The following is a 15,912-nucleotide window of genomic DNA, read 5'->3' as shown; positions in this document are numbered from 1 at the left end:
ATCAGCAACCGACAACGGCCAACCATGCGCACCAGTCAATTTTTGCTCGCCACACAGAAAGAAACGCCTTCCGACGCGGTCGTCATCAGCCATCAGCTGATGCTGCGCGCCGGCATGATCCGCAAACTCGCCTCGGGCCTGTACACCTGGCTGCCGATGGGCTTGCGAGTGATGCGCAAGGTCGAAGCCGTCGTTCGTGAAGAAATGAACGCCGCGGGCTCTCTCGAAGTGTTGATGCCGAGTACTCAACCGGCTGAGCTGTGGCAGGAATCCGGTCGTTGGGAAGAATACGGCCCTGAATTGCTGCGCTTCAAGGATCGTCACGGTCGCGATTTCTGCGCCGGCCCGACCCACGAAGAAGTCATCACTGATCTGATGCGCAACGAGTTGAGCAGCTACAAACAGCTGCCGATCAACCTGTACCAGATCCAGACCAAATTCCGTGACGAAATCCGCCCACGCTTCGGTTTGATGCGCGGCCGCGAATTCATCATGAAGGACGCCTACTCGTTCCATGCTGATCAGCCTTCGCTGCAGATCACCTACGACCGCATGCACCAGGCGTACTGCAACGTGTTCACCCGTCTGGGCCTGAAGTTCCGTCCTGTAGAAGCCGACAACGGCTCCATCGGCGGCGCCGGTTCCCACGAGTTCCACGTACTGGCCGAGTCCGGCGAAGACGATATCGTCTTCAGCAACGGTTCCGACTACGCCGCGAACATCGAGAAAGCCGAAGCCGTGCCGCGCGAAACCTCCCGCGCCGCGCCGACTGAAGAGCTGCGCTTGGTCGACACACCGAACGCCAAGACCATTGCGCAACTGGTCGAAGGCTTCAACCTGCCGATCGAAAAGACCATCAAGACCTTGGTGGTTCACGCTGAAGAGCAAGGCAAGCTGATTGCCCTTATCATCCGTGGCGACCACGAGTTGAACGAAATCAAGGCCGGCAACCAGCCTGGCGTTGCCAGCCCGCTGGTCATGGCGTCCGAAAGCGAACTGCGCGACGCCATTGGCGCCGGCGCCGGTTCCCTCGGCCCGCTGAACCTGCCGCTGCCAATCATCATCGACCGTTCCGTCGAGCTGATGAGCGACTTCGGCATCGGTGCCAACATCGACGACAAGCACTACTTCGGCGTGAACTGGGAGCGTGACCTGCCGGTTCCGACCGTTGCCGACCTGCGTAACGTTGTCGCTGGTGACCCAAGCCCGGATGGCAAGGGCACCCTGGAAATCAAGCGCGGCATCGAAGTCGGGCACATCTTCCAGCTGGGCAACAAGTACAGCAAGGCGATGAAGTGCGAAGTGCTGGGCGAGAACGGCAAGCCAGTGACCCTGGAAATGGGTTGCTACGGCATCGGCGTGTCCCGCGTGGTAGCTGCGGCCATCGAGCAGAACAACGACGCGAACGGGATCATCTGGAGCGACACACTGGCGCCATTCCAGGTTGCCCTGGTGCCATTGCGCTACGAGACCGAACAGGTTCGTGAAGCTACTGACAAGCTGTACGCAGAACTGACTGCCGCCGGCTTCGAAGTGCTGCTGGACGATCGCGACAAGAAAACCAGCCCGGGCATCAAGTTCGCGGACATGGAGCTGATCGGCATTCCTCACCGGATCGTGGTCAGTGACCGCGGCCTCGCCGAAGGCAATCTGGAATACAAGAGCCGTACCGAACCTGAAGCGCAAGCGCTGCCGGTAGCCGACGTGCTGTCTTTCCTCCAGGCCCGTATCCGCCGCTGACACCAGATAGAGAAGTCATGTTCAAGCGAAACACCTTAGGCCTCGGTGGTGCAGCCCTGTGCGGCGCCCTGCTGGTCAGCGGCTGTGCCAATCACATGTCCCAACGCAGTGAGCACGAGGAGCGTGTCGAGCGTAAATTGCTCGATCACAGCCTGCAGATCGATGTCGGCGAGCCCAAGGTGCTTGAGTTGCCGCAACGTCGGGTGAAAATCCACGAGCAGAAGACCTTCGAAGTCACCGAATTCGAAGTCACGCGTCACTACGATCGCTACACGCCTTACCAACCCTGGCGGGAGGTCTACGAGATCCCGCTGGGCGCGGTGGCGGTGGTCGGCGGTGTCGGTGCGAACGTGGTCAACGTGTTCACCCTCGGCAACCTGCCGGACAGCGTCACCAAGGATTGGCTGAGCTACGGTTTTGCCGGGCTCAACCCGTTCATGAACGTGCAGTCCAACGGTCGGGCGCAGCAGAACCTGGCCGGGATCGACGAAATCCAGCTCGACAAGCGCACCGAATACTCGAGCCTGCCGTGGAGCGAGCGTCCGGTGGTGGTGAAAGCGGGCAAAGAAACGTTTGATCTGAACACCGACAAAAACGGTGTTCTGCGCCTGAACCTGCTGGACAGCCCGTTCGCCGAACATGACATCAATCATCTGAGCCGACTGTTGATCAGCGTCGAAGACGGTCAGGACGATGTGCACACCGACTCGTCCCTGGCGGTCAGCAGTGGCTTGCGCGGCAAGCTGCTCGAAGCGCACGGCTTGATTTATGACGACCTCGAAGACGACGAAGTGAGCCAGTGGGTACACCGGGTCAAGCGTTTGTCGGAATTGGGCCTGGAAGAAGAAGCCAGCGAACTTGAACAGAGCCTGATCGAACTGACCCGCAACGATCCAGAGTTGCAGACCGAATTCCTCAAGTCGCTGACCAAGGATGCCGGGCGACTGGTGGCGGATCCGGGACCGAATTAAAAGCATCGCGAGCAGGCTCGCTCCCACAGGGGATTTGAGGCGGTCACACATTCTGTGTCCACAGCAGATCCAATGTGGGAGCGAGCCTGCTCGCGATGACGGCCTGACATTCACCGCCGCATCAAAACCCTGCCACTACCGCTCAAACAACTCCATCTGCTCAAACCCGCCCCGCAAATCCTCAAGTCGCACGCCAATCCCCAACAACCGCACCGGTTTCCCCCCTCGATTGAACGCCTGAGTCAGCAACAACTGATAACTCCCCAAATCCCGCCCTGCCCCGGCCTGTTCCAGCGTCGTCTGGGTAAAGTCATGGAATTTCACTTTGACGAACGGCTTGCCCGGCCGGTAGCTGCTGTCGATCCGCGCCATGCGACCGGCCAGGGTTTCCAGCAGCTCGGGTAATTTATCCAGGCAGCTCACCAGATCCGGCAGGTCCACGTCGTAGGTGTTTTCGACACTGATCGACTGCCGACGGCTGTCGTTATGCACCAAGCGCTCATCAATCCCACGGGCCAGGCTCCAGAGTCGCTCGCCAAAACTGCCGAATTCGCGCACCAACGCCAACTTGTCCCACTCGCGCAAATGCGAGCAATCGACAATGCCGAGCTTGCCCAGTTTGTCTGCAGTCACTTTGCCCACGCCGTGCAGCTTGCTCACGGGCAAACCGCTGACAAAGTCTTCGACCTGATCCGGCGTGATCACAAACAAACCGTTAGGCTTCTTCCAGTCACTGGCGATCTTGGCCAGAAACTTGTTCGGCGCGACGCCGGCCGAGACCGTGATGTGCAATTGATTGGAGACTCGGCGGCGAATGTCCTGGGCGATGCGCGTGGCGCTGCCACCGAAATGTGCACAGTCCGACACGTCGAGGTAAGCCTCGTCGAGGGAAAGCGGCTCGATCAGGTCGGTGTAATCGCTAAAGATCGTGTGAATTTCCTTCGACGCTTCTCTATAAGCATCCATGCGCGGCTTGACGATGGTCAGGTCCGGGCACAGCTTCAAGGCATGCCCGGAAGACATCGCCGAGCGCACGCCATAGGCCCGCGCCTCATAGTTACAGGTGGCAATCACTCCGCGCCGATCCGCCGAGCCACCCACCGCCAAGGGTTTACCCGCCAGGCGCGGGTCGTCACGCATCTCGATGGCAGCGTAGAAGCAGTCACAATCGACGTGGATGATTTTTCGCTGGGTCATATAAAAGCGGTGTTCATGGCGAAGAAATGGCGTATTGGCGTGTCGGATCGGCAGTATCTCACTGACACCTGTATATAGCACCAGTAGTCTGAATCTTCTTCCCCACTGGTAGGAAAAGTAACCGATGAATTTATTTTCTCAATCGAAAAGGTCCGCTCGATAGAGCTGCAAGCCTTGCCATACCTGACTCGCAGCCGTTCTTCCTACCAAAAATCCTAGCTAAGCGATTGAACCAGAAGAGGTTTTATCAGGATTGAAGGTTGACAGCCCGGCGATCCTCTGTAGAATGCCGACACACAGACGCGGGATGGAGCAGTCTGGTAGCTCGTCGGGCTCATAACCCGAAGGTCGTCGGTTCAAATCCGGCTCCCGCAACCAAACATCAAAAAAGGCTACTCGAAAGAGTGGCCTTTTTTGTGCGCGTCTGTTTTGTGTCGCTCTTTTCTACCAGAAGTGAGAAATCGTTCTGATTCCGAAACTTAAGTCTGCCCTGCGACCGTTCGCCGCTTATTCACACTTATTTGACCCGGCTCCAGATTAACGGTTGACACACCGGCGTATCTCTATAGAATGCCGCCACACAGACGCGGGATGGAGCAGTCTGGTAGCTCGTCGGGCTCATAACCCGAAGGTCGTCGGTTCAAATCCGGCTCCCGCAACCAAACATCAAAAAAGGCTACTCGAAAGAGTGGCCTTTTTTGTATCTGTTGAAAAAGTCCTTTCGCAACAATGACCTGTCACTGTGTAGTGAAGCGTTCGGGATCACCCAGGCTGTGAGTTCAGACTATGCTGAATCGCAGACAGAACCCTCTATGCCCAATGACATGCCATCGCCGCCAACCGGTGAGAGGCGTTAATATTTGTGATTATTTTTTTCTACAGGGATTGGTAACTTGGCTGGATACCTCCATCCTGTCGCGCACAATCCAAGAGGTGATTGATGCGCGCCAACTCGTCTGATCCACAAGACACCGTCACAGCGACCCAACCGATCAAGGCCGAGCGTCTGCGCTGGCTGGATCTGGTCAGCAAGTACCGTCAGCCCATCGGCCTGGCGGTCACGTTGCTGTTGTTCGCTATCGCGCTGATTGCCTGCCGTCACCTGCTGAGCGAACTCGATCTGTACGCTTTGCATGACTCCATTCTGGAAGTACCAAAACCGGCCTTGCTGGGCGCATTGGCTGCGACCGTGATCGGCTTCATCATTTTGCTGGGGTACGAATGGTCCGCCAGCCGCTACGCAGGCGTGACACTGGCGCCGCGCATCCTGGCGCTGGGCGGGTTCACGGCATTTGCCATCGGCAACGCCATCGGTCTTTCGATGCTTTCGGGGGGATCGGTTCGCTACCGTTTATATGCACGTCATGGCCTGGGCGCTTCAGAAGTCGCTCACATGACGCTGTTCGCCAGCCTCTCGCTCGGCTGCGCCCTGCCACCGCTGGCCGCCCTCGCAACCCTCAGCAACCTGCCTGCCGCCTCGGCGGCCCTGGGATTGTCCGAAGGTTTGCTCGGTGGTGTTGCCGCGGCTGTTTTGCTGCTCTTCAGCGTATTGGCCATCGGCATCTATCGTCGTCGCCTTCCGGAACAACCTTCCCCGGACAACCTGCTGGTCAAGGTCGGACGCCGCACCTTACGCCTCCCCGGCCGGCGTCTGACCTTCCTGCAACTGATCATCACCGCCCTGGACGTGGCCGCTGCCGCGACCGTGCTCTATCTGTTGCTGCCGGAAGCGCCACCCTTCGGTGCGTTCCTGCTGGTGTACCTGCTGGCCCTGGCCGCCGGCGTGCTCAGCCATGTGCCCGGCGGCGTCGGTGTGTTTGAAGCCATCCTGTTGGCCGCCTTTGCCGATACACTCGGCGCCGCCCCACTGGCCGCTGCGCTGCTGCTCTATCGCCTGATCTATGTCGTGCTGCCACTGCTGGTGGCCTGCGTGTTCCTGCTGATCAATGAAGGCCAGCGCCTGTTTCAGTCGCGCCAGTCCCTGCGCGCCGCGTCCGGTCTGGCGGCGCCGATTCTGGCGGTGCTGGTGTTCCTGTCCGGCGTAGTGCTGCTGTTCTCCGGCGTGACCCCGGAAATCGACACGCGCCTGGAACACATCGGTTTTCTGATTCCCCATCGCCTCGTCGACGCGTCGCACTTCGGTGCCAGCCTGGTCGGCGTGCTGTGCCTGCTGCTGGCGCAAGGTCTGCGTCGTCGGTTGTCCGCCGCGTGGATGCTGACCACCATTCTATTGCTGGTCGGCGCCCTGCTCTCTCTGCTCAAGGGCTTTGACTGGGAAGAAGCCTGCCTCATGACGCTGACGGCGAGCCTGCTCGGGGTTTTCCGGCGTTCGTTCTATCGCCCGAGCCGCCTTACCGAATTGCCGTTCTCGCCGCTGTATCTGGTGTCGAGTCTGTGCGTGCTCGGCGCGTCGATCTGGTTGCTGCTGTTCGCCTATCAGGACGTTCCGTACAGCCATCAACTCTGGTGGCAGTTCACCCTCGACGCCGATGCCCCGCGCGGCCTGCGCTCGCTGCTCGGCGCCGCCGTGCTACTCGTGGTGGTATCCCTGACCTGGCTGCTGCGCACCGCGCGCCCGGTAATTCATCTGCCGACGCCTGACGAGCTGGACCGTGCGGTAAAGATCCTGATGGCCTCCGCGCAACCGGACGGTGGCCTCGCGCTGACCGGTGACAAGGCGCTGCTGTTTCACCCGAACGACGAGGCGTTCCTGATGTACGCCCGCCGTGGCCGCAGCCTGGTGGCCTTGTACGACCCGATCGGCCCGACCCAGCAACGGGCGGAAATGATCTGGCAGTTCCGCGACCTCTGCGACATCCACCACGCCCGCCCGGTGTTCTATCAAGTGCGCGCCGAGAACTTGCCGTACTACATGGACATCGGCCTGACCGCGATCAAGCTCGGCGAAGAAGCCCGGGTTGATCTGGTGCGCTTTGATCTCGAAGCCAAGGGCAAAGAGATGAAAGACCTGCGCTACACCTGGAACCGCGGCACTCGCGATGGCCTGTCGCTGGAGATCTTTGAGCCGGGCCATGCGCCGATGGATAAACTCAAGGTGATTTCCGATGCCTGGCTGACGGGCAAGAACGTGCGCGAGAAAGGCTTCTCCCTCGGCCGTTTCAGCGACGACTACCTCAAGCATTTCCGCGTGGCGGTGATTCGTTTCGAAGGGCGCCCGGTGGCGTTCGCCAACCTGCTCGAGACCTACGGCCATGACCTGGCCAGCCTCGACCTGATGCGCGCGCACCCGGACGCCCCCAAGCTGACCATGGAGTTCATGATGGTCGGCCTGATTCAACATTATAAAAATCATGGATACGCGCGTTTCAGCCTGGGCATGGTGCCGCTGTCGGGGTTGCAACCCCGGCGTGGTGCACCGCTGACCCAGCGTCTGGGCTCGATGGTTTTCCGCCGTGGTGAGCAGCTTTACAACTTCCAAGGTTTGCGCCGCTTCAAAGACAAATTCCAGCCTGACTGGGAACCCCGTTATATGGCCGTGCCCGCCGGACTCGATCCGCTGGTTGCCCTGGCCGATACTGCTGCCCTGATTGCGGGCGGCTTGACTGGATTGGTGAAACGCTGATGATTCAACGCTCCTTGCGGTACGTACTGGGCACGATGGTCGTGCTGGCCCTGATTCTCGGTGGCGGTTACTGGTACCTGAAACGCCCGGCACCCGAGCCGACCCTGGAACAGCTGACCCCGGCCGAGGGCGCGGCGATGACCCGCGTCATCCCCGGCAACACACCTCGCGCCCAGGTGCTGGTGGCGGTCAACGAAGACCAGAAACTCAGCGATAAACAATTGATGACCCTGAGCCGCACCGGCTCGGCGCAGATTGTTCAGGTGATTCTGCCGAAAGACTGCCTGCTGCAAAGTCGCGCCCTGCAATCGGGCCTGCGCGAACTCAAAGGCCCGGCAACCCTGGTCAGCGGTATCGGCCCAGGCGCCGTGCTGGCGTGGCGCTGGTTGTCCGAGCAGAAGGACGACAAGGCCCAGGCCGTCTCCGTAGACCTGGCCCTGGAAAAACCCGGTTGCACCCACCTGCTGCCAAAAAGCGCCGCTCACGGTCACTGGCTGGTGGCCTGGAACGACAACCCGGACGACACCAGTGCCGGCTTCGTGCGCGATCAAGCCAACGCCGAAACCAGCATCAGCGACTACGACATCAACCTGCCGCAAGTGCTGAACAACGAACTGCGCAAGCTCCTCGTCGGTGGCGACAAGGCCGCTGGCGGTCTACAGATCCCGGTGGTGGAAGTCCCGGCCGGCGAGGCCAAGGACACCGTGACCCTGTTCCTGTCCGGTGACGGCGGCTGGCGCGACCTGGACCGCGACGTCGCGGGCGAGATGGCCAAGATCGGCTACCCGGTGGTCGGCATCGACACCCTGCGCTACTACTGGCAGCACAAGAGCCCGGAGCAAAGCGCCCTGGACCTCGCCGAATTGATGCAACACTACCGGCAGAAATGGGGCACCAAGCGCTTCATCCTGACCGGTTACTCGTTCGGCGCTGACGTCCTGCCGGCGATCTACAACCGCCTGGAACCCGCAGAACAACAGCGCGTCGACGCCATCATCCTGCTCGCCTTCGCCCGCACCGGCAGCTTCGAAATCGAAGTCGAAGGCTGGCTCGGCAACGCCGGCAAAGAAGCCGCCACCGGCCCGGAAATGGCCAAGCTGCCACCGGAGAAAGTGGTGTGCATCTACGGTGAAGAAGAAGTCGACGAAAGCGGCTGCACCGACAAGACCGCCGTGGGTGAGGCGATGAAACTGCCTGGCGGCCACCACTTTGATGAAAACTACCCGGCGCTGGCCAAGCGCTTGGTGGACATCATCGAGAAGCGCCAGGCCAAGGGCGAGACGGCTCAGGAGTGATCTGAGGCCCGCCCACGAAAAAGCCCCCGTAGCCGTTTGGTTGCGGGGGCTTTTTCATATTTACCGACTCAACCAAGCACCACAGATCCCTGTGGGAGCGGGCTTGCCCGCGATAGCGGTATGTCTGTCACATCAATGTTGGACCTGCCGCCGTCATCGCGGGCAAGCCCGCTCCCACAGGAACTGCGTATCGCTTGAGCAGATGCGTCTACCGCCCTCGATACTGGTGCTTAGTCTTTCCTGGCGTACCGTGTCCTCATATCGTCGTGACAAATTGCATTGGCCTGATCAAAACCGGTCAAGCGCTCCGCAGCTGCTGCTTCAACGCGAAGATCCTTAATCTCGTCGAGCATTTCCTGATAGGCATCGACATTGATAATGACCGCTACTGGCTGATTATTTTTGACAATGACCATGCACTCAATGGCATGGCCAGAGATCCCCTTGAGTCTCGTACTGAAGCCCCTGACCATTGCAGTCGTCGATACTGCTTGGACACCACGCACTGATGATGCCGTCATACTCACCTCTCTTCACATCGTGCAAATCTGAACACGCAGCTCAACGTATCGTTTACTTAACGTGTCGCAATATCAGATGACGCCCGCAGACCTTGTAGGCAAACTCCGAATCTCGTGTTTGGGCACTTTGCCGCCTTGTTGCGTTTTTCTTCGACGGGATACTCTCCGGACGTCGCTGACCATTCAGCGATCGGGCTTGGAAACCCGTCGGATCACAGCGCAACAGCACCTCCACATCGATTCCAGACGTTTTAACGACTGCGAACCTGGTGTTATGGCGGCTGTGCGTGGGACGCCTTCGGGCGTGCCGGTTCTATGGTCCCCGGTTTCCAACCTGCGTACAGCCGCCACCCATTCGCTTGGAAACGAACGTGGCAACTCCTCTAATGCTGGAGAATGACCATGACTAAAATTGATTCAACCGCGATCTCAGATTTAAAAACCATAGGCTTCACCCCGCTCATCTACTGCCAGGATGAGGCGTTATTCAACGTCCGCGCCGGCGTCCCTATCGTTGCTGCATTGTCACAAGCCTCCGATCTGCTGTTCCTCGCGAAATCATTCAGCGAAGACGCCGCCTACGCAAAAGACACCGACCGCCATGCCTGGGCCGCGCACTATCTGACGGCGATGGGTAAAGCCGTGATTGATGATGTGGTGAAGGTGCTGACGCCAAGACCCGCTCGGACAAAGACTGAATCAGAAGACCTGCCCGAAAGCCAGTAACACCGCAGATCCCCTGTGGGAGCGAGCCTGCTCGCGATGGCGGACTGACATCCACCATTGTTGTCGACTGACAGACCGCTATCGCGAGCAGGCTCGCTCCCACAGGGATTGTCAGTGAACTCGGATCAACGGGCACAAAAAAGCCCCCGCTGCCTTCATGGCAACGGGGGCTTTTCAATGGGGGCTTACATCTCGACCTGTGTACCCAACTCAATCACCCGGTTCAGCGGCAGATTAAAGAACCGCAAATTGCCATTGGCATTCTTCAACATGAACGCAAACAACGCCTCACGCCAACGGGCCATTCCTTCGAGTTTGGAGGCGATCACCGTCTCGCGGCTGAGGAAGTAGGTGGTGCGCATCGGGCTGAAGTCCAGATCATCGAGATGACACAGTTTCAGCGCTTGCGGCACGTCCGGTTCGTCGACGAAGCCGAAGTGCAGGATCACGCGGAAGAACCCTTCGCCGTAGGATTCAACCTCGAAACGCCGCGTCGGCGGCACTCGCGGGATGTCTTCGTAGACCACGGTCAGCAGCACTACTTGCTCATGCAGCACCTGGTTATGCAGCAGGTTGTGCAACAGCGCGTGGGGCACGGCGTCCGGGCGCGCGGAGAGGAACACGGCGGTGCCCTGGACGCGATGCGGCGGCTGCACGGCGATACTGCTGATGAAAATCGGCAGCGGCAGCCCGCCTTCGTCCATGCGTTCCACCAGCAGTTGCTTGCCGCGCTTCCAGGTGGTCATCAGCACAAACAGCACAATCCCCGCCAGCACCGGAAACGCACCGCCCTGGATGATCTTCGGCACGTTGGCGGCGAAAAACAACGCGTCCACCAGTAAGAAGCCGATCAGCAGCGGCACGGTCAATAGCGGCGGCCATTTCCACAACAGCAGCGCCACTGCCGATACCAGGATGCTGGTGATCAACATGGTTCCGGTCACGGCTACGCCATAAGCCGACGCCAGGGCACCCGACGATTCAAAACCCAGCACCAGCAGAATCACGCCGACCATAAGCGCCCAGTTCACCGCACCAATGTAGATCTGCCCCTGTTCGGCACTGGAGGTGTGTTGAATGTGCATGCGCGGGATATAACCCAGCTGAATGGCCTGGCGGGTCAGCGAAAATGCTCCAGAGATGACCGCTTGGGAAGCGATCACCGTGGCCAGGGTCGACAGCACCACCAGTGGCACCAGGGCCCAGCTCGGGGCCAGCAGGTAAAACGGGTTGCGCGCCGCCTCTGGATTTTCCAGCAGCAAAGCCCCCTGACCGAAGTAATTGAGCACCAGACCGGGCAGCACCAGGGCGAACCAGGCACGGGCAATCGGCTTGCGGCCGAAATGGCCCATATCGGCGTACAACGCTTCGGCGCCAGTCAAGGCCAACACCACTGCGCCGAGAATCGCCACGCCCATGCCGGGGTGAACGATGAAAAAGCGCACACCCCAAGCCGGGTTCAGGGCATTGAGCACTTCCGGGTGCTGGGCAATGCCGTGAATGCCCAAGCCCCCAAGGACCACGAACCACAGCACCATCACCGGCCCGAACAGTTTGCCGATCCGGTCGGTGCCATGTTTCTGGATCAGGAACAGGGCCACCAAAATCACCAGTGCCATGGGCACAACCCAGCGCTCAAGGCCATCGAAGGCGACTTCCAGCCCTTCCACTGCCGATAGAACCGAAATTGCCGGGGTAATCATGCTATCGCCATAAAACAGCGAGGCACCGATCAGCCCGAGAATCACCAATACAGAGCGCAATTTTGGATAGGGCGCCGCAGCCCGACGAGCCAGCGCGGTCAGCGACATGATGCCGCCTTCGCCTTGGTTGTCGGCACGCAGGATGAACAATACGTACTTGATCGAGACCACCCAGATCAGCGACCAGAAAATCAACGCCAGAATACCGAAGACACCGTCATGATTGACTTGCACGCCGTATTGTCCAGAGAACACCTCTTTAATGGTGTACAACGGGCTGGTGCCGATATCGCCGTAAACCACCCCTGCTGCCGCCACCAGCATGCTGATCGGCTTCGCCGTCGAATGCCCGGCACCCGCCGCCTGACTACTTGCCTGCCCCATCCAACACTCCTACTACTCAGACCCGGACTTCTTATAAGAAGCACTATGCTTTGCCACGCAGCATGCGCTGTTTTACATGACGTTACAGACGTTTTGTTGACTGTAAAAAATCGGTAAAGCGTAACGGCGCGAAGCATAGCGCAGCACTCGTCGCATTTCCCTGCATAAAGCTGGTCAAGTGCGTCTTCCATCGCTAGAATTGCGCACTTTTTGACCAGAGGCGCAACATAGCGCCCGTCAGTCGCCTTGCCGTCTTCGGCTGGAGGCGTCTCAAATACCGAGGTTAGACATGTCCACCACTTCTGTGCCGGCCAATCCAAAGGTTGGCTTCGTATCCCTGGGCTGCCCCAAAGCACTGGTCGACTCCGAGCGCATCCTTACCCAGCTGCGCATGGAAGGCTATGACGTTGTGTCCACTTACGAGGACGCCGATGTCGTGGTGGTCAACACCTGCGGTTTCATCGACTCGGCCAAGGCTGAATCGTTGGAAGTGATCGGCGAAGCCATCAAGGAAAACGGCAAGGTCATCGTGACCGGCTGCATGGGCGTCGAAGAAGGCAATATCCGCAAGGTGCACCCGAGCGTGCTGGCCGTGACCGGGCCGCAGCAGTACGAGCAAGTGGTCAACGCCGTGCACGACGCCGTGCCGCCGCGTCAGGATCACAACCCGCTGATCGACCTGGTGCCGCCGCAAGGCATCAAGCTGACCCCGCGCCACTACGCGTACCTGAAGATTTCCGAAGGCTGCAACCACAGCTGCAGTTTCTGCATCATCCCGTCGATGCGCGGCAAACTGGTCAGCCGCCCGGTCGGTGACGTGCTCGACGAAGCCCAGCGCCTGGTCAAGGCCGGCGTCAAAGAGCTGTTGGTGATCTCGCAAGACACCAGCGCCTACGGCGTCGACGTGAAATACCGCACCGGTTTCTGGAACGGCGCGCCGGTGAAAACCCGCATGACCGAACTCTGCGAAGCCCTGAGCACCCTCGGTGTCTGGGTCCGCTTGCACTACGTTTATCCGTACCCGCACGTCGACGAGCTGATCCCACTGATGGCCGCCGGGAAAATCCTGCCGTACCTGGACATCCCGTTCCAGCACGCCAGCCCGAAAGTCCTGAAAGCCATGAAACGCCCGGCCTTCGAAGACAAGACCCTGGCGCGCATCAAGAACTGGCGCGAGATCTGCCCGGACCTGATCATCCGTTCGACCTTCATCGTCGGCTTCCCCGGCGAAACCGAAGAAGACTTCCAGTACCTGCTGAACTGGCTGACCGAAGCGCAGCTCGACCGCGTCGGCTGCTTCCAGTACTCGCCGGTCGAAGGCGCACCGGCCAACCTGCTGGACGCGGCCATCGTGCCGGACGACGTCAAGCAAGACCGTTGGGACCGCTTCATGGCGCACCAGCAGGCCATCAGCTCGGCGCGTCTGCAAATGCGCGTCGGCCGTGAAATCGAAGTGCTGGTCGATGAAGTCGACGAGCAAGGCGCCGTTGGCCGCTGCTTCTTCGATGCCCCGGAAATCGACGGTAACGTGTTCATCGACAACGGCAGCAACTTGAAGCCGGGCGACAAGGTCTGGTGCAAAGTGACCGACGCCGACGAATACGACCTGTGGGCTGAACAGATCTAAACGCAAAAAATACGAAAAGCCCTGCTCTCTTGACGAGATGCGGGGCTTTTTTAGGTCTATCGTTTTGTGGGAGAAAGGATTCGCACATTCCACGGTAAAAGGGGCATTCGGCCATGCGCCAACATTCGGTCATCCACACGCCGAAACAGAGCGACTATCAGGAACTCACGCAAGTCTGGGAAGCCTCGGTGCGCGCCACCCACGACTTTCTGCCGGACAGCTACATTGAATTGCTGAAGAACCTGGTGCTGACCCGCTACCTCGACGCGGTAATGCTGATCTGCACCAAGGACTCGCGCCAGCGCATCACCGGATTTGCCGGGGTGGCGGCGGGCAAGATCGAGATGCTCTTCATCGACCCGGCCCACCGTGGTCAGGGGTTGGGCAAGCAGTTGCTGCGTTACGCCATGGAACACATGAACGCCAACGAGCTGGACGTCAACGAGCAGAATCCGCAGGCCTTGGGGTTTTACTTCAAGCAAGGGTTCGAGGTGATCGGCCGTTCGGAGGTCGATGGCATGGGGCAGCCGTATCCATTGCTGCACATGCGTTTGCGCCAGGCGCAACAAAAGACACGCAATGGCTGACACAACATAGAACTCTGTGGGAGCTGGCCTGCCAGCGATGCAGACGCTACGGTTCGTCAGATACACCGAGGTGATGCAATCGCTGGCAGGCCAGCTCCCACAGGAAATGCAACCGCATTGAAATGGAGCCGGGATTAACCGGCGCCACGCAGGTACAATGCCCACCCCTTTTTTGTTACGGCCCTGTCATGACTGACCCGATTCGTCTCTCCAAACGCCTCATCGAACTCGTCGGCTGTTCCCGTCGGGAGGCTGAGCTGTTCATCGAGGGCGGCTGGGTCACCGTGGACGGCGAAGTCATCGACGAGCCGCAATTCAAGGTCGGCACCCAGAAAGTCGAGCTCGACCCAGAGGCCAAGGCCACTGCGCCCGAGCCGGTGACCATCCTGCTGAACGTGCCCGTGGGCATGGACGCGGACACCGCAATGGCAACCCTCAACGCCGAGACCCTGAGCGAAGAACACCGCTTCAGCAAACGTCCGCTCAAGGGCCACTTCCTGCGCCTGACCGCCAGCACCGACTTGCAGGCCAATGCCAGTGGTCTGCTGGTGTTCACCCAGGATTGGAAGATCCTGCGCAAGCTCACCGCCGATTCCGCCAAGATCGAACAAGAATATGTCGTCGAGGTAGAAGGCGACATGGTGGCTCACGGCCTCAACCGCCTGAACCACGGCCTCACCTACAAAGGAAAGGAACTGCCGCCGGTCAAGGCCAGCTGGCAGAACGAAAACCGCCTGCGTTTTGCAATGAAGAACCCGCAACCGGGCGTGATCGCCCTGTTTTGCCAGGCCGTTGGCCTGAAGGTCGTCGCCATCCGCCGCATCCGCATCGGCGGCGTGTCCATCGGCAAAGTGCCGTTGGGGCAATGGCGTTACCTGTCCGGCAAAGAGAAGTTCTAAGACTTCTCACGCCGCCATACATTTTGGCGCCGCTGTTTATGCGGCACCCACTGCTGAATATCAGGATTGCACACCATGATTCATAACGACGTACTGCGCAGCGTGCGCTACATGCTCGACATCAGTGACAAGAAAGTCATCGAGATCATCAAAATCGGTGGCATGGACGTGTCTCTGGAAGACCTGCTGACCTACCTCGACAAGAAAGAGGAAGACGAGGAAGGCTTCGTGCGCTGCCCGGACGAAGTCATGGCGCACTTCCTCGACGGCCTGGTGATCTTCAAGCGCGGCAAGGACGAAAGCCGTCCGCCGCAGCCGATCGAGGTGCCGGTGACCAACAACATCATCCTGAAGAAGCTGCGCGTGGCCTTCGAACTGAAAGAAGACGACATGCACGCGATCCTCAAGGCGTCCGAATTCCCGGTGTCCAAGCCTGAGCTGAGTGCGCTGTTCCGCAAGTTTGGCCACACCAACTACCGTCCGTGCGGCGACCAGTTGCTGCGCAACTTCCTCAAGGGCCTGACCCTGCGCGTTCGTCCGCAGTAAGCCCGCGCCGTCCTTGAGCTGCACGCCTGCGGCTCAAGGCCAGGCTGTATAGACCTTCATTCCTCGCAAAAATAGTGGCTCCGCTTCCGGCGGCTGACGACTAGGGTGTATTGACCCAAAGCTCTCAGGATTC

The 15,912-nt window shown here is 59.6% G+C and carries 12 protein-coding genes and 2 tRNA genes; 11 read left to right on the top strand and 3 right to left on the bottom strand.

The genetic code is table 11. The annotated features are described in order from the left end of the window. Nucleotides 1–24: 24 nt before the first annotated feature. Entirely contained in the window at nucleotides 25–1,740 is a 1,716-nt protein-coding gene (locus tag DJ564_RS07195; RefSeq protein WP_109628263.1) for a proline--tRNA ligase, read from the top strand. A 17-nt stretch (nucleotides 1,741–1,757) separates the two neighbouring features. Then, a complete protein-coding gene (locus tag DJ564_RS07190; RefSeq protein WP_109628262.1) occupies nucleotides 1,758–2,711 on the top strand; it encodes a hypothetical protein in 954 nt (317 codons plus the stop codon). A gap of 135 nt (nucleotides 2,712–2,846) precedes the next feature. On the opposite strand, the gene dinB is transcribed toward DJ564_RS07190, so the two are convergent. Next, nucleotides 2,847–3,908: a DNA polymerase IV gene (gene dinB, locus DJ564_RS07185; protein ID WP_109628261.1), complete on the bottom strand. Its 1,062-nt coding sequence runs from the start codon at nucleotides 3,906–3,908 to the stop codon at nucleotides 2,847–2,849. Between the two features lie 301 nt (nucleotides 3,909–4,209). Between dinB and DJ564_RS07180 the strand changes: the two genes are divergently transcribed. From DJ564_RS07180 to DJ564_RS07165, 4 genes are all read left to right on the top strand, one after another. Next, nucleotides 4,210–4,286, top strand: a tRNA-Met gene (locus DJ564_RS07180). A 207-nt stretch (nucleotides 4,287–4,493) separates the two neighbouring features. Next, a tRNA-Met gene (locus DJ564_RS07175) sits at nucleotides 4,494–4,570 on the top strand. 278 nt (nucleotides 4,571–4,848) lie between these two features. Further along, nucleotides 4,849–7,491, top strand: coding sequence for a bifunctional lysylphosphatidylglycerol flippase/synthetase MprF (gene mprF, locus DJ564_RS07170; protein ID WP_109628260.1), 2,643 nt, complete (start codon nucleotides 4,849–4,851; stop codon nucleotides 7,489–7,491). Further along, a complete protein-coding gene (locus DJ564_RS07165; protein WP_109628259.1) occupies nucleotides 7,491–8,786 on the top strand; it encodes a virulence factor family protein in 1,296 nt (431 codons plus the stop codon). Before mprF ends, DJ564_RS07165 begins: the two co-directional genes overlap by 1 nt. Before the next feature lie 230 nt (nucleotides 8,787–9,016). Here the strand turns inward: DJ564_RS07165 and DJ564_RS07160 are convergent, their stop codons facing one another. Further along, entirely contained in the window at nucleotides 9,017–9,307 is a 291-nt protein-coding gene (locus DJ564_RS07160) for a type II toxin-antitoxin system Phd/YefM family antitoxin (RefSeq protein WP_109628258.1), read from the bottom strand. A gap of 402 nt (nucleotides 9,308–9,709) precedes the next feature. On the opposite strand from DJ564_RS07160, the gene DJ564_RS07155 reads away from it, so the two are divergent. After that, nucleotides 9,710–10,033 carry a DUF3077 domain-containing protein gene (locus DJ564_RS07155; protein WP_109628257.1) on the top strand — a complete coding sequence of 108 codons (324 nt, stop codon included), beginning with the start codon at nucleotides 9,710–9,712 and terminating at the stop codon, nucleotides 10,031–10,033. A 185-nt stretch (nucleotides 10,034–10,218) separates the two neighbouring features. Here the strand turns inward: DJ564_RS07155 and DJ564_RS07150 are convergent, their stop codons facing one another. Next, the gene (locus tag DJ564_RS07150; RefSeq protein ID WP_109628256.1) at nucleotides 10,219–12,120 is read right to left on the bottom strand and encodes a potassium transporter Kup; all 1,902 of its coding nucleotides are present in this window, start codon (nucleotides 12,118–12,120) and stop codon (nucleotides 10,219–10,221) included. Nucleotides 12,121–12,409: 289 nt separating this feature from the next. Between DJ564_RS07150 and rimO the strand changes: the two genes are divergently transcribed. From rimO to DJ564_RS07130, 4 genes are all read left to right on the top strand, one after another. Continuing rightward, complete coding sequence (gene rimO, locus DJ564_RS07145) at nucleotides 12,410–13,747, top strand: 30S ribosomal protein S12 methylthiotransferase RimO (RefSeq protein WP_109628255.1); 1,338 nt, start codon at nucleotides 12,410–12,412, stop codon at nucleotides 13,745–13,747. 113 nt (nucleotides 13,748–13,860) lie between these two features. Continuing rightward, entirely contained in the window at nucleotides 13,861–14,334 is a 474-nt protein-coding gene (locus DJ564_RS07140) for an acetyltransferase (RefSeq protein WP_109628254.1), read from the top strand. Between the two features lie 188 nt (nucleotides 14,335–14,522). Next, nucleotides 14,523–15,233 carry an rRNA pseudouridine synthase gene (locus tag DJ564_RS07135; RefSeq protein WP_109628253.1) on the top strand — a complete coding sequence of 237 codons (711 nt, stop codon included), beginning with the start codon at nucleotides 14,523–14,525 and terminating at the stop codon, nucleotides 15,231–15,233. A 75-nt stretch (nucleotides 15,234–15,308) separates the two neighbouring features. Further along, on the top strand, nucleotides 15,309–15,779 hold the full coding sequence (locus DJ564_RS07130; RefSeq protein WP_083374900.1) for a DUF1456 family protein: 471 nt from the start codon (nucleotides 15,309–15,311) through the stop codon (nucleotides 15,777–15,779). Nucleotides 15,780–15,912: the final 133 nt, after the last annotated feature.

The sequence above is a fragment of the Pseudomonas sp. 31-12 genome (assembly GCF_003151075.1).
Lineage (GTDB): Bacteria > Pseudomonadota > Gammaproteobacteria > Pseudomonadales > Pseudomonadaceae > Aquipseudomonas.
The sequence above is the reverse complement of the archived record's forward strand: the minus strand, read 5'-3'. Positions and strand labels throughout refer to the sequence as shown.